General features: G+C 38.0%; 24 protein-coding genes. All 24 read left to right on the top strand.

Annotation, left to right across the window (positions count from 1 at the left end; genetic code table 11):
• Nucleotides 1–70: 70 nt before the first annotated feature.
• The 24 genes from xerC to fliP all read left to right on the top strand — a co-directional run bounded on the left by xerC (nucleotide 71) and on the right by fliP (nucleotide 20,284).
• Nucleotides 71–970, top strand: a complete 900-nt coding sequence (gene xerC, locus C7Y47_RS03400) for a tyrosine recombinase XerC (protein ID WP_142507477.1) — start codon at nucleotides 71–73, stop codon at nucleotides 968–970.
• Nucleotides 971–990: 20 nt separating this feature from the next.
• On the top strand, nucleotides 991–1,536 hold the full coding sequence (hslV, locus tag C7Y47_RS03395) for an ATP-dependent protease subunit HslV (RefSeq protein WP_132357448.1): 546 nt from the start codon (nucleotides 991–993) through the stop codon (nucleotides 1,534–1,536).
• A complete protein-coding gene (gene hslU / locus C7Y47_RS03390; RefSeq protein WP_142507476.1) occupies nucleotides 1,536–2,933 on the top strand; it encodes an ATP-dependent protease ATPase subunit HslU in 1,398 nt (465 codons plus the stop codon). Before hslV ends, hslU begins: the two co-directional genes overlap by 1 nt.
• Before the next feature lie 87 nt (nucleotides 2,934–3,020).
• Nucleotides 3,021–3,800 (top strand): GTP-sensing pleiotropic transcriptional regulator CodY, encoded by a 780-nt coding sequence (codY, locus tag C7Y47_RS03385; RefSeq protein ID WP_142507475.1) that lies wholly within the window; start codon nucleotides 3,021–3,023, stop codon nucleotides 3,798–3,800.
• A gap of 972 nt (nucleotides 3,801–4,772) precedes the next feature.
• Nucleotides 4,773–5,165 (top strand): flagellar basal body rod protein FlgB, encoded by a 393-nt coding sequence (gene flgB, locus C7Y47_RS03380; protein ID WP_142507474.1) that lies wholly within the window; start codon nucleotides 4,773–4,775, stop codon nucleotides 5,163–5,165.
• 3 nt (nucleotides 5,166–5,168) lie between these two features.
• Nucleotides 5,169–5,630 (top strand): flagellar basal body rod protein FlgC, encoded by a 462-nt coding sequence (gene flgC / locus C7Y47_RS03375; protein ID WP_142507473.1) that lies wholly within the window; start codon nucleotides 5,169–5,171, stop codon nucleotides 5,628–5,630.
• A gap of 23 nt (nucleotides 5,631–5,653) precedes the next feature.
• Entirely contained in the window at nucleotides 5,654–5,959 is a 306-nt protein-coding gene (gene fliE / locus C7Y47_RS03370) for a flagellar hook-basal body complex protein FliE (RefSeq protein ID WP_132357443.1), read from the top strand.
• Between the two features lie 357 nt (nucleotides 5,960–6,316).
• Nucleotides 6,317–7,906 (top strand): flagellar basal-body MS-ring/collar protein FliF, encoded by a 1,590-nt coding sequence (fliF, locus tag C7Y47_RS03365; protein WP_142507472.1) that lies wholly within the window; start codon nucleotides 6,317–6,319, stop codon nucleotides 7,904–7,906.
• 15 nt (nucleotides 7,907–7,921) lie between these two features.
• The gene (fliG, locus tag C7Y47_RS03360) at nucleotides 7,922–8,935 is read left to right on the top strand and encodes a flagellar motor switch protein FliG (RefSeq protein WP_053483301.1); all 1,014 of its coding nucleotides are present in this window, start codon (nucleotides 7,922–7,924) and stop codon (nucleotides 8,933–8,935) included.
• The gene (gene fliH / locus C7Y47_RS03355) at nucleotides 8,928–9,716 is read left to right on the top strand and encodes a flagellar assembly protein FliH (RefSeq protein ID WP_142507471.1); all 789 of its coding nucleotides are present in this window, start codon (nucleotides 8,928–8,930) and stop codon (nucleotides 9,714–9,716) included. Before fliG ends, fliH begins: the two co-directional genes overlap by 8 nt.
• A 5-nt stretch (nucleotides 9,717–9,721) precedes the next feature.
• On the top strand, nucleotides 9,722–11,047 hold the full coding sequence (gene fliI, locus C7Y47_RS03350; protein ID WP_132357440.1) for a flagellar protein export ATPase FliI: 1,326 nt from the start codon (nucleotides 9,722–9,724) through the stop codon (nucleotides 11,045–11,047).
• Between the two features lies 1 nt (nucleotide 11,048).
• A complete protein-coding gene (fliJ, locus tag C7Y47_RS03345; RefSeq protein ID WP_142507470.1) occupies nucleotides 11,049–11,498 on the top strand; it encodes a flagellar export protein FliJ in 450 nt (149 codons plus the stop codon).
• A gap of 4 nt (nucleotides 11,499–11,502) precedes the next feature.
• The gene (locus tag C7Y47_RS03340; RefSeq protein WP_142507469.1) at nucleotides 11,503–12,111 is read left to right on the top strand and encodes a MotE family protein; all 609 of its coding nucleotides are present in this window, start codon (nucleotides 11,503–11,505) and stop codon (nucleotides 12,109–12,111) included.
• Nucleotides 12,112–12,135: 24 nt separating this feature from the next.
• Entirely contained in the window at nucleotides 12,136–13,401 is a 1,266-nt protein-coding gene (locus C7Y47_RS03335) for a flagellar hook-length control protein FliK (protein WP_142507468.1), read from the top strand.
• A 2-nt stretch (nucleotides 13,402–13,403) separates the two neighbouring features.
• Entirely contained in the window at nucleotides 13,404–14,090 is a 687-nt protein-coding gene (flgD, locus tag C7Y47_RS03330) for a flagellar hook assembly protein FlgD (protein ID WP_142507467.1), read from the top strand.
• Between the two features lie 15 nt (nucleotides 14,091–14,105).
• Entirely contained in the window at nucleotides 14,106–14,477 is a 372-nt protein-coding gene (locus C7Y47_RS03325) for a TIGR02530 family flagellar biosynthesis protein (protein WP_142507628.1), read from the top strand.
• 77 nt (nucleotides 14,478–14,554) lie between these two features.
• Nucleotides 14,555–15,523: a flagellar basal body rod protein FlgG gene (gene flgG, locus C7Y47_RS03320; protein ID WP_142507466.1), complete on the top strand. Its 969-nt coding sequence runs from the start codon at nucleotides 14,555–14,557 to the stop codon at nucleotides 15,521–15,523.
• 155 nt (nucleotides 15,524–15,678) lie between these two features.
• A complete protein-coding gene (locus tag C7Y47_RS03315; protein WP_049668748.1) occupies nucleotides 15,679–15,900 on the top strand; it encodes a flagellar FlbD family protein in 222 nt (73 codons plus the stop codon).
• A complete protein-coding gene (gene fliL, locus C7Y47_RS03310) occupies nucleotides 15,890–16,318 on the top strand; it encodes a flagellar basal body-associated protein FliL (RefSeq protein ID WP_142507465.1) in 429 nt (142 codons plus the stop codon). Before C7Y47_RS03315 ends, fliL begins: the two co-directional genes overlap by 11 nt.
• Before the next feature lie 32 nt (nucleotides 16,319–16,350).
• A complete protein-coding gene (fliM, locus tag C7Y47_RS03305) occupies nucleotides 16,351–17,346 on the top strand; it encodes a flagellar motor switch protein FliM (RefSeq protein WP_049668449.1) in 996 nt (331 codons plus the stop codon).
• Nucleotides 17,339–18,559, top strand: coding sequence for a flagellar motor switch phosphatase FliY (gene fliY / locus C7Y47_RS03300; protein WP_142507464.1), 1,221 nt, complete (start codon nucleotides 17,339–17,341; stop codon nucleotides 18,557–18,559). The genes fliM and fliY overlap by 8 nt, the downstream gene beginning before the upstream one ends.
• A 21-nt stretch (nucleotides 18,560–18,580) precedes the next feature.
• The gene (locus C7Y47_RS03295; protein WP_049668450.1) at nucleotides 18,581–18,943 is read left to right on the top strand and encodes a response regulator; all 363 of its coding nucleotides are present in this window, start codon (nucleotides 18,581–18,583) and stop codon (nucleotides 18,941–18,943) included.
• A 10-nt stretch (nucleotides 18,944–18,953) separates the two neighbouring features.
• Complete coding sequence (locus C7Y47_RS03290) at nucleotides 18,954–19,622, top strand: flagellar biosynthetic protein FliO (RefSeq protein WP_255504989.1); 669 nt, start codon at nucleotides 18,954–18,956, stop codon at nucleotides 19,620–19,622.
• The gene (gene fliP, locus C7Y47_RS03285; RefSeq protein WP_142507462.1) at nucleotides 19,619–20,284 is read left to right on the top strand and encodes a flagellar type III secretion system pore protein FliP; all 666 of its coding nucleotides are present in this window, start codon (nucleotides 19,619–19,621) and stop codon (nucleotides 20,282–20,284) included. Before C7Y47_RS03290 ends, fliP begins: the two co-directional genes overlap by 4 nt.
• Nucleotides 20,285–20,286: the final 2 nt, after the last annotated feature.

Below are 20,286 nucleotides of genomic sequence, written 5' to 3'. Positions count from 1 at the left end.
ATCCCACGTTATGGTAATGAGCCGTAATATACAAAAGGTTTATAATAATTCGTTGGTGGTGAATCTTTTAATGTTAGTTTCGTCCCAAGATGCACTTGAGCAGTTTATGCTTTATATTCAAATTGAAAAAAACTTCTCTGTTCATACAGTGCGGGAGTATGAATCGGATCTACTAGATTTTTTAGCGTTTTTGCAGGCGGAGGGCGTAAATGATTTAGCTAGTGTTGAGTATATACATGCACGTCTTTATGTGACGAAGTTGTACGATGAAAAGAGAGCAAGATCATCGGTATCAAGGAAAATCTCCTCAATACGCTCCTTCTATCGCTTCCTAAATAGACAGTACGGATTTGATGATGGGGCATTTCGATCACTTTATCATCCCAAAAAAGAATCACGCTTACCTAGTTTTTTCTATGAAGAAGAGTTGAAGCAGCTATTTGATGCGAATGTTGGCGATGATTTGAAATCATTAAGAAATACGGCTATATTAGAGCTGTTATATGCGACAGGTATTCGTGTAAGTGAGCTTACCTCTATTCAAGTAAAAGATATTGATTTCCATTATTCAATTATTAGAGTAATGGGAAAAGGGCGAAAAGAACGTATCATTCCATTCGGGCAATTTGCGAGTTTAGCTATGCTAGATTACATAGAACAAGCTCGTCCTCGATTGATGAAAAACACAAGTCATCAGCAATTGTTTGTCAACATGCGCGGTGGGGAACTTACTCCTCGAGGTGTACGTCATATTTTAACTGAAATGATTGACAAGGCCTCGCTCCATACGAAAATATATCCACATATGCTTCGCCATACTTTTGCCACGCATTTATTGAATAATGGCGCAGATTTACGTACGGTGCAGGAGTTATTAGGTCACGCTCATTTAACTTCTACACAAGTTTACACACATGTAACAAAAGAGCATCTTCGTCAAACATATATGAATGCTCATCCAAGGGCATAATAAGCTAAGGAGGAAGGCAAATGGGACAAATTCATGCGACAACGATATTTGCGGTTCATCATAATGGAGCTTGCGCAATGGCAGGTGATGGTCAAGTAACCCTAGGGAATGCGGTTGTGATGAAGGGTACAGCAAGGAAGGTCAGACGTCTGTTTAATGGGCAGGTACTTGCCGGATTTGCCGGATCGGTTGCCGATGCATTTACACTTTTTGAAATGTTTGAAGGAAAGTTAAATGAATACAATGGCAACTTACAACGTGCAGCAGTTGAAGTAGCTAAGCAATGGCGCGGTGATAAAATGCTACGTCAATTAGAGGCGATGCTACTTGTAATGGATAAAAGTACGCTCCTTCTTGTTTCAGGTACTGGAGAAGTAATTGAACCGGATGATGGAGTTTTGGCAATTGGTTCTGGGGGTAATTATGCACTATCAGCAGGTCGTGCTTTGAAAAAATATGCGGGTGATACAATGTCTGCTCGCGAAATTGCCGAAGCGGCATTAGAAACCGCTGCTGAAATCTGTGTGTTTACGAATCATAATATTATCGTGGAGGCGCTTAACTAATGACAAAAAATAATTTAACGCCAAGACAAATTACTGAGCATTTGGATCGTTATATCGTTGGACAAAATGAAGCGAAGCGAGCGGTAGCTATTGCGTTACGTAATCGATATCGTCGCTCATTGTTAAGTGATGAGATGAAGGCTGAGGTAATTCCAAAAAATATTTTGATGATTGGACCTACAGGTGTCGGGAAAACAGAAATTGCACGAAGAATTGCAAAGCTAACGAATGCACCTTTTGTGAAGGTAGAAGCAACAAAGTTTACCGAAGTAGGGTACGTTGGACGCGACGTAGAGTCAATGGTACGTGATGTAGTAGAAGCTTCTCATCGTCTTGTAAAAGAAGAAATGATGGAGTCTGTAAAGGACCAAGCAGAAGAATTGGCAAACGAAGCCATCGTTAAGCTATTGGTTCCTTCCTTACGGAAAAAACAATCTATGCAAAACCCATTTGAAATGTTATTTGGTGGGAAAGAACCGCAAGCCAATGACGATTCCTCTGAAGAAACTGAAGTACGCTCCAAACGTGCGCAAATCGCTATCGATTTACGTAATGGTAAATTAGAAAATGAATGGGTTACAGTTGAAGTAACGGAACAAAATCCTTCTATTTTCGATGCGTTACAAGGAACGGGCATGGATATGTCAGCTAACAGTGGCATGCAGGATATGTTATCTAATTTGATGCCTAAAAAGCAAAAGAAACGCCGTGTACAAGTGAAAGACGCGCGCCGTATTTTAACAATAGAGGAAGCGAATAAGCTCATAGATGCAGATGAAGTTGCCCAAGAAGCTATTTCGAGAGCTGAACAGTCAGGTATTATTTTTATTGATGAGATTGATAAAATCGCTAGTAAGGATAGTAACTCCTCTGCGAATGTATCGCGTGAGGGTGTGCAACGTGATATTCTGCCAATCGTTGAAGGTTCTACTGTAACGACGAAGTACGGTGCTGTAAAAACAGACTTTATGCTGTTCATTGCTGCTGGAGCATTTCATATGTCAAAACCATCAGATTTAATTCCTGAGTTACAAGGCCGATTCCCTATCCGAGTAGAGCTTGAAAAATTAACGAAACAAGATTTTGTACGTATTTTGAAAGAGCCTGACCAATCACTTATTTTGCAATACAAGGCATTATTAGAAACAGAAGGTGTGGAAATAAACTTTACGGAAGACGCGATTGAACGAATTGCAGAAATTGCAACCGAGGTCAATCAAGCGACCGATAATATTGGAGCTCGACGTTTACACACGATTTTAGAGCGTTTATTGGAAGAATTATCGTTTGAAGCTGCAGAAATTGCGCCTGCAAATATTCCGATTAATGCTGCGTACGTAGATCAAAAACTTGCGGGTATAGTAAAAAACAAAGATTTGTCACAGTTTATATTGTAATATAAGGCTGAATAGTTTCATTCAGTTGTAAAAAACTTTAGAATATTAAGTAAATACTCTTCGGATTATTTATAGGAGGAACATATAATGAATTTATTAGAAAAAACGCGTAAAATTAACTCGATGCTTCAAGCATCTGCTGGTAAGCCAGTAAACTTTAAAGAAATGGCAGATACTTTAGGAGATATTATAGACAGTAATGTTTATATTGTAAGCCGTAAAGGGAAGCTATTAGGCATTTCAATTCATCAACAAATTGAAAACGAACGTATGAAAAAGATGTTCGAAGAGCGTCAATTCCCAGAAGCGTATACACATAGTTTATTTACAATTTCTGGAACATCTTCAAACTTAGATATTAATGACGAACATACTGCTTTCCCTGTTGAAAACAAAGAGCTATTCAAAAATGCATTAACAACGATTGTTCCAATTGTTGGTGGTGGTGAGCGTCTAGGTACATTAATCCTTGCTCGTTTATCTTCACAATTTGAGGATGATGATTTAATTTTAGCTGAGTATGGTGCAACAGTAGTTGGTATGGAAATTTTACGTGAAAAATCTGAGGAAATTGAAGAGGAAGCTCGTAGCAAAGCTGTTGTACAAATGGCAATTAATTCTCTTTCATACAGTGAGTTAGAAGCTATTGAACATATCTTTGAAGAGCTTGACGGCCATGAAGGCTTACTTGTTGCTTCAAAAATTGCAGACCGAGTTGGCATTACACGTTCAGTAATCGTAAACGCATTACGTAAACTAGAATCTGCAGGTGTAATCGAATCTCGCTCTCTAGGTATGAAAGGTACTTACATTAAAGTACTAAACGGTAAATTCTTAAACGCATTAGCTGAAATTAAAATGAAATAATAAAACGTTCTTTCGGAACGGTGTCAGGCATCTGGAATGAATTTTCTAGATGCCTTTTAACTTCTTTCATCAAATGTCTTTTGTAACGTAAGTGAAACGGCAGTTACAGAAGTCTCCTACCTCCATAGATGGTGAGTTTAATGCGGATTTAAGTTACTTTTCAATGGGGCCCAAACACCTGAACTTGTCGCTATGCTTCCTCTTTTGCGCAGATAAAAAAGCGGCTCCTCGGACGCCCCTTGGTAAGCGCTCGGCGGAACGGAAAGCATCCCCTCGCTTTGCAAAAAGATATAATATGACATCTAAAACTTAATAGTAACATGAAGGCATCAGGAATAATTATGTTCCGGATGCCTTTTTAAACTTTTTCGTAATTCGACAAGGATTCGACGAAATTTTCAGCTGATTTACAATGCTCTAATTAAGTCGAACTGTGATATAGTACTAAATAGGGAGGAGAAATAATCTATGTTTTAATTCTTTTTCTCATTTCTTATAGGTAAGTTTTCGACCTTTATAGACGCAATTATCATTGCTTTCTCCCTAAATTAGATTTTTTGAGTGCGCATTACTATTTGCATAAATGAAAAAAATAGATGCTCCAATTGTTACTTATAAGACAGTCTAGAATAACTATTCTGAATTTTTCGCAATCTCGGTAGCGTGGGCTTGAATAGTAAAAAGGAACTCTAATTTAGACATTGTGTCTACCGATGTTTTGTAAGAAAAAGGAAAAAAATCAATCCTAAAACCGTAAACACTATCCAAGTAGTGTAAATTAACTAGATACGTGTTGTGTCCCATGAAGCCTGTCGTAGCAAGGGGTGCAGAAGTATTGTCCTGGTTGTTCGTGAATAAAAATAGGTCTGATTTACTATCAAAAAGGGACAAAAGACAATAGACACTAGGTATCATCTTAATTACAATTGGGTTATTGGATAAAAAAAGAAATACATAAATGAGGTGAATGTTTTGGATTTGTTTGGAGGAACTATTAGTAGCCTGGAAAACGGACTTTCTTATGCAACTTTGAATCATAAAACAATCGCTAATAACATTGCGAATGTCGATACGCCGAACTATAAGGCGAAAAGTGTAAGTTTTAAAGATATGTTGGAGAAAGAACAACAAATGTCCCTGTCGGCATATCGTACTGATAGTAGACATTATGATTTCGAGATTCGACAATCAACACCTGGTGTGAATAATATTAATGGCTTACGTTATCGGAATAACGGTAATGCCGTAGATATGGATGCTGAACAGGCGAAACTAGCGGAAAATCAAATTTATTACAACGCATTAATTGAACGTATGAACGGTAAGTTAAACACATTAAATACTGTTATTAAAGGAGGTAGGTAATAGATGTCTATTTTTCATGGAATGAATACCACTGCCTCAGCTTTAACAGCACAGCGTTTACGAATGGATGTCATTTCTTCAAATATGGCTGGCATGGATACAACGCGAGCTAAACAAGTGAATGGGGAGTGGGAGCCATACCGTCGGAAGTCTGTGACATTTACAGCGCAAGAGGGACAGTTTTCAAAGTTCTTTAATGTAGCACTTGGTAAAAACGCAAAAAGCGGCGTTGGTAACGGCGTAAAAGTTACACAAATAAAAGAGGATACAGAAACACCTTTCAAACTTGTGTATGATCCAACTCACCCCGATGCAAATGCAGATGGCTATGTAAATATGCCAAATGTAGATCCATTAAAAGAAATGGTAGATTTAATGTCAGCCACTCGTTCCTACGAAGCAAACGTAACTGTATTGAATGCAAATAAATCCATGCTGACAAAGGCTTTAGAGATTGGAAGATAAATAAGAAGAAAGGAAGATACATAATGACAATTTCGTCCGTTTCACAAATGACACCTACGCAGGTTGTAAATGAAACAAATAAACTTAAAACGACACCTTATGAAGCACAACAGAGCTTTGCGAACTCGTTAAAAGAAGCAATATCGAAAGTAAATGATCAACAAATTACTTCTGACAATCTTACTCAAAAGTTAATTAATGGAGGAGATGTAGAGTTGCACGAAGTGATGATTGCATCACAAAAAGCGAGCATTACATTAAATGCAACAATTGAAGTTCGCAATAAGGTGATTGAAGCTTACCAAGAAATAATGCGAATGAGTGTCTAACTTTATTTGAACAAGTGATTACAATCACTATTGAAGTAAAGAATATATCCCATAATTTATCCTTATTTAAATGAATGAATGAAAGATGTAGAGGATTGACGACTCCTTAAGGATTACGTTACAAATAATACCCTGGAGACAGAAGTGATGAAGTTTAAAAGCATCAAGTCTTGTGATAATGCCTTCGTGACCAAACCATGATTGCCAATAGTGGCTCATCGGACGCTCCTAGGAAAAAGACTAATCGAAACGGAAATCAATCCGTTATGGTGATGATATTGATTGAATGTTATGGGATACCACTGTTTTCGCGAATTATTAGATGGATAGGTTATTCACTATAACCGGAGGATCATAATGAATGAACGATTGACGAAAATAAAAAACGACACCAGCCAATTTTGGACAAGTCGTAGTAAAAAACAAAAAGTTGTAATGATCGGTTCTTTAGTAGGGGTTGTAGCACTTGCTATAGTTATTACAATTTTTGCTACAAAAACTACATATGTACCACTTTATAAAGATTTATCGACAAGAGAAATCGGACAAGTGAAAGAAGCGCTAGACGCTAAAGGTGTAAAGTATGAAATTGAACCGGGAGGGACATCGATTTCAGTACCTGAAGACCAAGTAGACTCATTGTTAGTGTCGTTGGCATCGGAAGGATATCCGCAAACAGGGTCGATTGATTACTCTTTTGCAAATAGCTCTGGATTTGGTATGACAGATAATGAGTTTAACCTCTTGAAAAAAGCGGCAACTGAAACAGAAGTTGCAAAGCTCATTAAAAATCTAGATGGTGTAAAAGATGCAAAGGTAATGATTAACATTCCAGAAGAAGGAGTTTTCTTAAAGGATGTTAAAGAGGAAGCGACAGCATCTATTGTTTTAAGTACAGACCCTGGCTATAAATTTACAGAGCAACAAATTGCCACTATGTACAATTTAGTAGCAAAAAGTGTTCCAAATTTAAAAACGGATAATATTGTTATTTCTAACCAATTTTCTGATTACTTTGATCTGAATGCTGCGACTACTGATGGAGCTTCAACAACGACCGCAGAAGGTCAGTTACAAGCGAAGAAATTAGTTGAGCGTGACCTACAGCGTCAAGTTCAAAATATGCTAGGTACGCTTATGGGACAAGACAAAGTAGTAGTTTCTGTGACAACAGACATTGATTTCAAAAAAGAAAATCGTGAAGAAAAACTAGTTACGCCAGTTGACGAAGAGAATATGGCAGGAATAGAAATTAGTGCTCAACGTATTACAGAGCAATATTCTGGAGGGGCTGCAGCTACTGGTACACCTGAAGCTGAAACGACGACAGATAACTTCACAACTTATAACGAAGGTGTAAATGGTAATGGAGAATCCGAACGTACTGAAGAAACAATTAATAGTGAAGTAAATCGTATACGAAAAGATATCCAAGAGGCACCATATAAAATTCAAGATATGGGGATCCAAGTAATTGTTGAACCACCGACAGGAACTGACGCGGGAACGTTACCAAATGGGGTTCAAGAGGATATCCAGAAAATTTTAAGTACTATTGTTCGTACGACGATTTCTAAAGATGTAGCAGCTGAACTTACACAACAGCAAATCGATGAAAAAGTAGCTGTTTCAGTGCAACCTTTGAATGGTAAAGCAACAGAGACAGCTAGTGAAAAATCTGTTATTCCATGGTGGGTTTGGGTAATCGGTGGCATATTACTAGCAGTAATATTATTGCTTGCATTCTTCATTATCCGTTCACGTAAACGTGCGCAGGAAGAAGAAGAACTTAGTATCCTAGATGAACAAGAAGAATTAATGATTGAAGATATTAATGAAGAAATTGAAACGGAAGCTACAATGCGTCGTAAGCAGCTTGAAAAAATGGCAAAAGATAAGCCAGACGATTTTGCGAAGTTACTGCGTAGTTGGATTGCGGAAGACTAACTAGGAGGTTAGGCTGTGTCCAAGAAAGATAAGGAATTAACCGGAAAACAAAAGGCCGCTCTCTTGTTAATTTCATTAGGGCCTGAGGTTTCAGCCTCTGTCTATAAACATTTAACAGAAGAAGAAATTGAACGTTTAACTTTAGAGATTTCAAGTGTTAAAAAAGTAGAAGCAAATGTTAAAGAGGAAATTATTGAAGAATTCCACAATATTGCACTTGCTCAAGATTATATTACACAGGGTGGTATTGGTTACGCGAAGACAGTATTGGAAAAAGCACTTGGTGTAGAACAGGCGCAAACAATTATTAATCGTCTAACATCTTCTTTACAAGTGCGTCCATTTGACTTTGCGCGTAGAGCTGATCCAGCACAAATTTTTAACTTTATTCAAAATGAACATCCACAAACAATTGCCCTTATTCTATCTTATTTAGAAGCAGGGCAAGCGGGTGTTATTTTATCTTCATTACCACAGGAAGTACAAGCTGATATTGCTAAACGTATTGCTGTAATGGAATCCACTTCACCAGAAGTTATTAGTGAAATTGAATCAGTTTTAGAGCGTAAGCTATCATCAACTGTTACACAGGATTACACGGAAACGGGTGGCGTTGACGCAGTTGTTGAAGTGTTAAATGGTGTAGACCGACAAACGGAAAAAACGATTCTCGATGCACTCGAAATTCAAGATCCAGAGCTTGCTGAAGAAATCAAAAAACGTATGTTTGTATTCGAGGATATTGTTACACTTGACAACCGTTCGATTCAACGTGTTATTCGTGATTGTGAAAATGAAGACTTATTGCTTTCAATGAAAGTTTCAAGTGAAGAAGTAAAAGATATTATTTTCCGCAATATGTCACAACGTATGGCTGAGACATTTAAGGAAGAAATGGAAATTATGGGACCTGTACGTTTGCGTGATGTAGAGGAAGCGCAATCTCGAATTGTTGCTGTCATTCGTCGCTTAGAGGATGCTGGCGAGATTATTATTGCACGTGGTGGAGGAGATGACGTCATTGTCTAGAATCATCCGTTCTGTATACACACAGTCCAATGGCGATCATGTCAAAAAAATTCAAATTCGTGACATGTTTGAGATGCAAGAGATAGATGAAGGAGAAAATTCACTTCAAAAACAAATGACTATGGAAGAAGTGCTAGAAGAGCGCGAACGTTTATTTGCAGAGGCCAGAGCTACTTTACAGGCTGAACGTGAAGCTTTTGAACAAGAAAAGCAAATGTTCTTTCAGGAAATTGAGGTTTTAAAGCAAAGTTGGGAAGAGGAACGACCTAATCGAGTGCAAGAAGCTTATGATGAAGGATTTGGTCAAGGCTATGAGGATGGGATAAACAAAGCTTCTGAAGCGATGGCACAATCTCTCCAAACGGCCAATGAAATAATCATTCATGCGAGGGAAAATGCTCGGAAATATATTGAAGATCAAGAATCGATTATTTTAGAGCTTGGTTTAACTGCAGCAGAGCGAATTATTGATGCATCTTTAGAGCGAGACAACGAATTGTTTGTTTCAATCGTTCACAGAGGACTTAAAGAAGCGAGAGAAATGAAGGAAATAAAAATTTACGTTTCGCCAACCTACTATGCGTTAATTACTGCTAATCGGGATGAACTAGCTGAAATGTTCCCAACTGACGTACCATTTATGATTTTTGTAAATGAGGAGTTAGAAAATGAAACAGATTGTTATATTGAAACAAATCATGGCCGTATTGTTGTAAGTATTGATGAGCAATTGAATGAACTAAGATTAAAGCTACATGAAATATTAGAAAGTAAGGAATGATCTAGATGAAAACGGCTCAATTAATCGAACAAATTCCTCAAATACCAACCTTTAAAAAATTTGGTAGAGTAACTAGAGTTGTCGGCTTGATGATTGAGTCACAAGGTCCAGATAGTTCCATTGGTGATGTTTGTAAAATTCATGTGGAAACTTCTAAAAACGGCCATCAAATCATCTTAGCAGAGGTTGTAGGCTTCAAAGATGAAATTGTCGTCTTAATGCCTTTTACTTCTCTTCGGGAAATATCAATTGGCTGCCTAGTCGAAGGTACAGGGGCACCGCTTGAGGTAAAAGTGGGCCCTGAGCTAATCGGTAAGGTACTTGATTCTATGGGAAATCCAATAGATGGAACTGTATTACCGAAAGGATTAATGACAGTTCCGACAGAGCAGGATCCACCGAATCCGCTAACGCGCCCACCTATTAATGAAAGACTTGAAGTAGGTGTTAAAGCAATTGATGGCATGCTAACAGTGGGTAATGGACAACGTGTTGGTATTTTCGCTGGTTCTGGGGTCGGGAAAAGTACATTGCTCGGTATGATTGCGCGAAATACCCAAGCAGATTTAAATGTAATTGCGCTAATTGGGGAACGTGGTCGTGAGGTTCGTGAGTTTATAGAGCGTGATTTAGGACCAGAGGGTTTAAGTCGATCTATAGTAGTAGCTGCTACCTCTGACCAGCCTGCACTAATGCGAATTAAAGGTGCCTTTACCGCAACAGCGATTGCCGAATATTTTAGAAATCGCGGCTTAAATGTCATGTTGATGATGGACTCTGTGACTCGTGTTGCTATGGCGCAGCGTGAAATCGGTCTTGCGACAGGTGAACCACCAGCTCAAAAAGGATATACACCATCTGTATTTGCCATTCTACCTAAACTATTAGAACGTACAGGTACGAATGAGAAAGGCTCTATTACTGCCTTTTATACAGTGTTAGTAGATGGTGATGATATGAATGAGCCGATAGCAGATACGGTACGAGGGATTTTAGATGGTCATATAGTCCTTGATCGAAACCTTGCTAATAAAGGTCAATATCCAGCTATTAATGTATTAAAAAGTGTCAGCCGTTTGATGAATCATGTGGCAGAGCCAGAGCACAAAAAGGCTGCAGAACGATTAAGGGAGCTCTATTATACATATGACAAGTCCGAGGATTTAATTAATATCGGTGCCTATAAGACAGGAACATCAAAAGAAATTGATGAAGCCATTTACTATGAACCGCTCATTACCGCTTATTTAAAGCAGGGCTATTTAGATAAGGTTACCTTAGAGGAAAGCAAGAATGAGTTAATTTCATTATCGATCGGTGGTGGAAAATAGGGTGGTAAGCTATATATATCGTTTTGAAAAAGTGTTAACCATTCGAGAGCAAGAAAAAAATGAAACAGAAATTGCCTATAAAGAATCTGTACGTTCTTTTGAAGAAATTGCAACTAAGCTATATGACTTGTTAAAAAAGAAAGAAGATTTAATAGAGTTTCAGCAGGAGCGTTTAGCTGTAGGTTCATCAATAGAAGAAGTTCATCACTATGCACGGTTTATTGATAGCCTCGAAAAAACAATTGTTGATGTACAGCAAAAAGTTGTTCAAGCTCGTGCAAAAATGACTTGGCACGAAGAAAAATTATTAGAAAAAAACTTGGAAGTACGTAAATTTGAAAAAATGCGAGAGAAAGATTTTAAAGTGTTTCAACAGGAACAGGATCGTATCGAAGGCATTTTTTTAGATGAGATTTCATCGCTGACGTATAACAAGAGAGAAATCAGGTGATTTCATGGCGAAAACAGACAATCGACTTAAAGCAGAATTAGTAGAACAACCGCCTAAACGTAAATCAGGAGGCTTGCGAAAGGTTTTTACGTGGTTTGTAATACCTATCATGTTCGTAGCGGCAGTTCTACTTGTTGTTGCAACCCTTATGAATACGAATGTCTTTGATTTAGGGAAGAAGGCAGTTCAAAGCTTACCATTCGTTCCTTCAGAAGAACAACAAGCAAAAGATGCTGTTGTTAATAATGATTCAAAAGTTGTGAAGTTACAGGCCGAAATACAAGAAAAAGAAGCAGAAATCGTACAGCTTCAAAAAAAGATGGATACGGCAACAACTGAAAAAGAAAAGTTAACGACAGAAAATGAACAGTTAAAATTTGAAATGGAGAAATTAAATAGGGAGCAAAGTGACGTAAAGCGTGACTTTACTGATATTTTAAAAACATTTGATAAGATGTCCCCTAAAGCAGCAGCGCCAGTTCTTATTAAAATGAGCGATACGGAAGCACTTCGTATTTTAACAAACTTAAAACCAGATAAATTAGCCGCGATTTTAGAAAAAATGGATCCACAAAATGCAGCGAAATATACAGAAATGATGGCTAAACAATAAGAAAATCTGAAGGGAGGTGAAAAAATGGATGTAGCAATGATGCAAATGATGTCTAAGCCTATGCCAACTAAAGCAGCGGCTACAAAACCTACAACATCAGGCGATTCCAATATTAAAGCTAATGGACCGTCGAACAAGTTTGGGTCTGTTTTTGGACAGATTATTTCTTCTTCAAATCAAATACAGCAGCCTACACAGTCAGCAGATACAAAAGATACCTCTGATTTGACAGCAGTTTTAAATGCTGAATCTATAGAAGACGTACTAGACTTACTGGGGATTCCACACGACGATGGTTTGTTAATGCTTCAAATTGGTGATGAAGGCAAAGCTGTTGCAATAGATGAAATGTTAAATCTAAATAACCTAATGGATGCATTGGGGATTGATGCCGAGCAGCTTCAAAAATTAGTACAACAGTTGCTAGGAGAAGATAAAGAAGCAAAAGATGTTTGGGAGCTTTTAGCACTAGTAGACGCTCAGGCACCAATGCTTCAAACGCAAATCGTAGCAGCTTTACAAGGTGAAGGACAAGTGACGCCAAAGGAAGCAGCGCCATTACTTCAAGTGATAAAGTTAGCACAATTAGTTGGGCAAAAAACGGACTTAACAGCATCACAAGAAAACTTGCTAACTGACATAAAAAGTCTTTTGACAACGATTCAAACACAAGTAGAAACGACTCTATCTGAACAGCAAGTAACAACTAAAACAACAGTAACGCTTCCGTTGCAAGTCTTCCAAAAAGTCGTTCAACAAGTTCAGGTTACAAAGCAGACAGATACAAGTGCTAATGAAATGGTGACTTCTAATACAGTCCAAACAAAAGCAGACACGTTCCAAGTGACACTGCCAGCAGCAAAGCCAGCACAGTCTGAGGCATTTTTGAAAGAGATGCAAGCAATCATCAATAGAGCCCAAATCTCGAATGCACAAGGTATTACGCGCTTAACATTGAAATTGTATCCAGAAAATCTAGGAACAATACGTATCGAGCTTGTGCAAAATGACGGTGTCCTGACAGCAAGACTACTCGCTTCAACAGCTCAAGGACGTGAATTACTTGATAGTCAGGCACATCAATTAAAGCAAGCCTTTGTACAGCAAAATATTCAAGTTGATCGACTCGATATTGCTCAATCATTGCAAGACGCAGATCGCCAACAACGCGACCAAAGCTTCTTCAATAATTTCTTTAAGCAACAACAGCAAGAAGAGCAAGAGCAAAAAAACGACGATGATGATGAAGGTAAATCATTTAGTGATTTTTTAATAGGTGAGGAGGTGTAAAGATGGCAGATGCAACGTCTAATACAAAACCAGTAAGTACAAATGTAACAGATGACTTTTATTATTCCAACTATAAGAAGCCAACGAAGCAAACGGGTAATAGTGACCTTGGCAAGGATGCGTTCCTAAAATTATTAATTACGCAATTACAACACCAAGATCCAACAAATCCAATGGACGACCGAGAATTCATTTCTCAAATGGCCCAATTCTCTTCGCTAGAGCAAATGCAAAATATGACAAAAGCGATGGAATCATTACTTGCCTCACAGCAGCAAACACAGCTTATGAATTATACATCATTTGTTGGTAAGGAAGTAAAATGGCATGAGGTAACGGATAAGCTAGATGACAAAGGCAAACCTGTTATTAATGAAGGAACAGGCACAATTAAATCGGTGAAGTTTGTAGATGGTAATGCAGTGTTTGAACTAGCAGATGGTAAAGAATTAACGCCTGGTAATATTTCAGCTATTTTAGGTGGTTCGAGTGATAATGCAGTAACAGAATCAGAATCTCCACTTGTACAAGCTAGCAAACTAATTGGTAAAAATGTTACGTATATGGACGGCGAGCAAGAACTACAAGGACGTATCGTTTCTGTAACGAATAAAGATGGCGTAATTCAATATGTCTTGGACAATGACAAAAAATTAACAGCTAAAGAATTTACCGTAATCAGCGAATAAAGGTGGAGAACAATGATGGATAAATTTTCAATACATCGTGTACCATTGCATCCATCTATTCGCCAGACACAACCTAAGCCAATAAACGCACAGCAATCGTTTAAAGCTCATTTGCAAGAAGCTACAAATCAACAAGAGTTAAAAGTGAGCAAACATGCCCATGAACGTATTATGGAGCGTAAAATCGCGATTTCTGAACAAGAATGGCAGGTTGTATCGGACAAGGTATTTGAAGCACACTCAAAAGGTGTCAAACAACCATTAGTCTTGATGGATCAAGCAGCTCTAATTGTCAGTGCTAAAAACGCAACTGTCATTACAGCGATGGACCGCATGGAAGCAAAGCAGCAAATATTTACAAATATAGATGGCACTATCGTGCTTTAAGGGCTGGACCTTTGAAAGGAAGCCTAGGTGTGCTGATTGATAGAGGCACACAATATAAATGAAGGGAGAACGACATTATGTTACGTTCTATGTATTCAGGTATTTCAGGTCTTAAAAACTTCCAAACAAAACTGGACGTTATTGGTAATAATATTGCTAACGTTAATACAGTTGGTTTTAAAAAAGGACGTGTTAATTTTAAAGATTTAATGTCTCAAACAACAGCAGGCGCAGCTGGATCTACTGCAACGCGTGGAGGTGTCAACCCAAAACAAGTAGGTTTAGGTTCACAATTAGCTGCTATCGATACTATCCACGGTGGTGGATCTTTACAGGGTACAAACCGTGGACTAGATTTAGCTATTGAAGGCGATGGTTTCTTTATGGTGGCTGATGCGAATGGCGCTCCAGACGAGACTACTGGATTTATTAATGAAGCTGGATTCAATAATACGTTATTTACACGTAATGGTATTTTCTACATGGACAACAATGGCTACTTAGTAAATGCAGATGGGAAATATTTAGTTGGGGTCACTGCGGGTGGAGATATTGTTACCGAGAAGGATGATAAAGGTATTTTAGCGGATGATGCACCAAATGCATCTGGTGATGAAGGTGCTAATTTATTTGATGATGCAGGAGTGTTAACACCTGCTAATGGTACTGTAGGACCTATTCGTATCCCTACATCAGCTAAAGAAGTAAATATCGGAACTGATGGTACTATTACTTATACAGATTTAAACGGTGATCTACAGTGGGCTGGACAGCTGGTAATGGCTAAATTCCCGAACGCTGGTGGTCTTGCTAAAGTAGGCGGTAATTACTATCAACAAACTACAAACTCAGGCGTAGCATATGCACAAGTAGCAACTGTAGCAGGTATGGGCAAAGTTGTTGCGGGAGCGGTAGAAATGTCTAACGTCGATCTTTCTGAAGAGTTCACAGAAATGATTGTGGCGCAACGTGGTTTCCAAGCCAATACACGTATTATCACAACTTCTGATGAAATTCTTCAGGAGCTTGTGAATTTAAAACGCTAAGTTTTATAAAGTAGATTTTAGTAAGAGATATATACTTCATATAGTCATACAGGTAAAGAAAATACTAGTTAGATTACAAAGTGCTCAAAACTAAAACATAATTTCATATGAGGGAGGGTCGGGCCGGCTCTCGTGTTAGACCCGGCCCTATTTCAATGATTGAACTAACACGTTTAAATGGCAAAGCATTTACATTGAATGCTTTATACATAGAAACGGTCGAATCTTTTCCAGATACGACCATTACATTAACGACTGGAACCAAAATCATTGTTTTACAGAGTGAAGATGAGGTGCGACAAAAGGTAACAGCCTTTTATAAAAATATACAAATACTATCAAACCCGCATCTACGAGGTGAAGAAGATGAAGAATAACAAAATGTTAACGATGATTATCATCGTACTAGTAGCAATCATACTTATCGGGGGTATTTGCTTTGCATTGTTTACCCAATTTAATAAGCCAGCAAAGACTCTTGAGCCTACTATTGATGAAATCGTAGAAGCTTCTGTTGAAATTCCGGAAATTACTACAAATCTAGCTGATAACAAAGTTGTACGCTTTTCGTTAAAAATTCAAACATCAAGTAAAGATGCTGCTGCTGAATTAACGAAGCGTGATTTCCAAGTGAAAAATATTGTTATTCAAGAGCTTTCCGAAATGGAGCAAAAAGATTTAGAAGGTAAGCAAGGAAAACAAGTTTTCCAAAAATCATTAAAAACAAAAATTAATGAATTGATGCAAGAGGGAGAAGTTCAGGAAGTTTATTTTACCTCCTTCATCACCCAATAATTAAAGAAACTGCTTGAAATGGAGGTGGGCAAATGGCAGGAGATGTGTTATCTCAATCCGAGATAGATGCGCTGCTTTCCGCAATATCAACCGGGGAAATGTCAGCGGACGACATGAAAAAAGAGGACGAGGGGCGCAAGGTTAAAGTGTATGACTTTAAACGAGCACTTCGTTTCTCAAAAGATCAAATCCGAAGTTTGACCCGAATACATGAAAATTTTGCACGATTACTGACAACCTTCTTTTCTGCACAGCTAAGAAGCTATGTGCAGATTACTGTTGCATCAGTGGACCAAATACCATTTGAAGAGTTTGTACGTTCGATTCCGAATATGACACTCATTAATGTGTTTGAAGTGCCACCATTAGATGGTAATATATTGATGGAAATAAACCCAAACATCGCCTACTCGATGTTAGATCGTTTAATGGGCGGTAGTGGGGCGAGTCATAGTAATGTGGATAACTTAACAGAAATTGAAACTAAAATTATGACAAACCTTTTTGAACGTTCATTCGACAATTTACGCGAGGCATGGGAAAATGTTGCGGAAATTGATCCAATTTTAGTAGAACTTGAGGTCAACCCTCAATTTTTACAAATGATTTCACCAAATGAAACAGTTGTCGTTATTTCCTTAAATACGATCATCGGTGAGACAAGCGGTATGATTAATATTTGTATCCCGCATGTTGTATTGGAGCCAATAGTTCCAAATCTTTCTGTTCGTTACTGGATGCAGACTAATACAAAAGAGATGTCTCCAGAGCAAACAAAAATGCTTGAAACACGTGTGAAACAAGCACAACTACCTGTTTCCGTTGAACTAGGTATTACAGACATTACCATTGAGGATTTCCTCACAATGCAAGTTGGAGATGTTATTCAATTAGAACAAAAAATTGAAGATCCACTACTGTTAAAAGTAGGGACATTACCGAAATTTACAGTTCAACCAGGAAAACAAGGCAAAAAATTAGCAATCCAGATTATCGACCCTTTGAAAGGAGGAGACGAAGATGAGTGATGAAATGCTCTCCCAAGAAGAAATTGAAGCGTTATTAAGGGGCGAAACGTTGGAAGATAAAAACAGCGGCACTGAAGCTTCTACAGATGAGGAAATTAATGATTTAAAAGTAGAGGATTACCTCGATTCGTTTGCCCAAGATGCGTTAGGTGAGGTAGGAAATATATCTTTTGGTAGCTCTGCAACGGCGCTTTCAGCGTTACTAGGTCAAAAAGTAGATATTACTACCCCAAGTATTTCAATGATTAACCGAAATAAATTAGAAGAGGAATTTCCTCATCCTTATGTAGCCGTACAGGTTGAATATACAATCGGGTTAACAGGTATGAATTTGCTTGTTATTAAGCAATCCGATGCAGCGATTATTGCTGATTTAATGTTAGGTGGAGATGGCTTAAATCCGAAACCAGATTTAGGTGAAATTCAGCTAAGTGCCGTGCAAGAAGCTATGAATCAAATGATGGGTTCCGCGGCTACTTCAATGTCGACAGTATTTAATAAAAAAGTGGATATTTCTCCACCTACTATTGATTTAATGAATATTTCTCAAAACGAAGGACGAGAAAATATTCCTGAAGATGATTTACTCGTAAAAGTATCGTTTAGATTGAAAATTGGTAATTTAATTGATTCGAATCTAATGCAATTATTGCCGCTGAAATTTAGTCAAAACATTGTAAAATCTCTGTTAGGAGAAACAGAATCAATCGGTGAACCTGTGGCTGCAACAATAGCACCTGAAGCGCCAGTAGCTCCTGCGCCTGTACAACCACAAGCGCCCGTAGCACCACAGCCTGAACAGCCAATATATCAACAGCAGACAGCTCCTGTGCAGCAACCAATGTATCAAGAGCAACAACAGATTCCTCAAGCAACAAGACCTATGCAACCGGTCAATGTTCAACAAGCACAGTTTGCTAGTTTTGATCCAAATGTTATCTCGCAATCTGAAGCTAGAAATTTAAATATGCTACTTGATATTCCGTTGCAAGTTACTGTAGAGTTAGGACGTACAAAGCGTTCTGTAAAAGAGATATTAGAACTATCTAGTGGTTCGATTATTGAACTAGATAAATTGGCTGGTGAACCAGTTGATATTTTAGTAAATAGTCGTTTAATCGCTAAAGGTGAAGTCGTTGTTATTGATGAAAACTTCGGTGTCCGTATTACAGATGTTTTAAGTCAAGCAGAGCGTTTAAATAATTTAAGATAGTTTCAATTGGAGGAGTTAACCATGTCTAAAAGAATTTTGATTGTAGATGATGCCGCATTCATGCGCATGATGATCAAGGATATTTTATCGAAAAATGGGTTTGAAGTTGTTGGAGAGGCTGCTGATGGTTTACAGGCCGTTGAAAAGTACAACGAATTAAAGCCAGATCTAGTAACAATGGATATTACGATGCCAGAGATGGACGGTATTGCAGCGCTTAAAGCAATTAAAGGTTCAGATCCAAATGCAACTGTCATTATGTGTTCGGCAATGGGACAACAAGCAATGGTAATCGATGCAATTCAAGCTGGTGCGAAAGACTTTATTGTGAAACCTTTCCAAGCTGATCGTGTAATTGAAGCGATTCAAAAAGCTCTAGGATGATTGAATGCAAATGTTAAAATCATTTCGTCTAACGATGATTTTCGCATTTCTTGTATCCTTCCTGTTTTTGTACCCTACAACGACTTCTGTATATGCAGAATCTAACACGAATTCTGTGAGCGACTGCATCAAAAAAGGAGATTGTGAAGAAGATAGTACTCCAGCTGCTAAGAAAGATTCAGATTCACAAGCGGCTGGAGGTGTATCTACGTGGGAATACATAAAAATGGTGTTGGCGCTTATTTTTGTTGTAGCTTTATTTTATGGATTAATGAAGTTTTTAAATAGAAGAAATTTAAACTTTCAACGTAATCAATTAGTACAAAATTTAGGCGGTTTATCGTTAGGTGCCCAAAAGTCGGTACAACTATTACAAGTAGGTAAAACACTCTATTTAGTTGGGGTCGGTGAGGATGTCCAGCTATTACGTGAAATTACTGATCCGGATGAAATTGCAACACTTTTAGCGCTATATAATGAACGACAAGAACTTGCAGCAACATCACCGTATATTGCAGAAGTATTATCTAAGTTTAAGAAAAAAAATAATGAAAGTTCAACAGTACAACAAAAACAAAACTCTTTTGGTGAGCTGTTCGAAAAAAAGATTTCCGAAATTAAACAGGAGCGCAGTGAAGAACTGGAGAAATGGAAGCAAAAGGAGAATGATGATAAATGAATGATGTAATCAGTGTTTTTTCCAACAGCGACCCGACAAATGTCTCTAGCGCAGTGAAGCTTCTCTTGATGTTAACAGTTCTTTCACTGGCACCTAGTATTTTAATTTTGATGACATCGTTCACACGAATAGTTATCGTATTATCGTTTGTTCGTACTGCGTTGGCGACACAGCAAATGCCACCGAACCAGGTCATTGTAGGCCTTGCCTTGTTTTTAACTTTCTTTATCATGGCCCCAACATTTCAAGAGGTCAATAAAGAGGCATTACAGCCATTATTTTCTGAGGAAATTGGCATTGAAGAAGCGTATGATCGAGCCAGTGTGCCGTTTAAAGAGTTTATGAGTAAGTATACAAGGCCAAAGGATCTTAATTTATTTTTAAAGTATAATAAAGCAGAAACACCAGCATCTGTAGAAGAAATTCCACTGACAATGCTAGTACCTGCTTTCGCATTGAGTGAGATTAAAACAGCATTTGAAATTGGCTTTATGATTTTTATTCCATTCCTAGTGATCGACATGATTGTCGCAAGTACGCTAATGTCGATGGGGATGATGATGTTACCACCGGTTATGATTTCATTGCCGTTTAAGATTTTATTATTTGTACTCGTTGATGGTTGGTATCTTGTGATGAAATCATTACTACAAAGTTTTTAGGG

Source organism: Lysinibacillus sphaericus (genome assembly GCF_006864135.1).
Lineage (GTDB): Bacteria > Bacillota > Bacilli > Bacillales_A > Planococcaceae > Lysinibacillus.
This window is presented reverse-complemented; position numbering and strand designations above follow the sequence as displayed.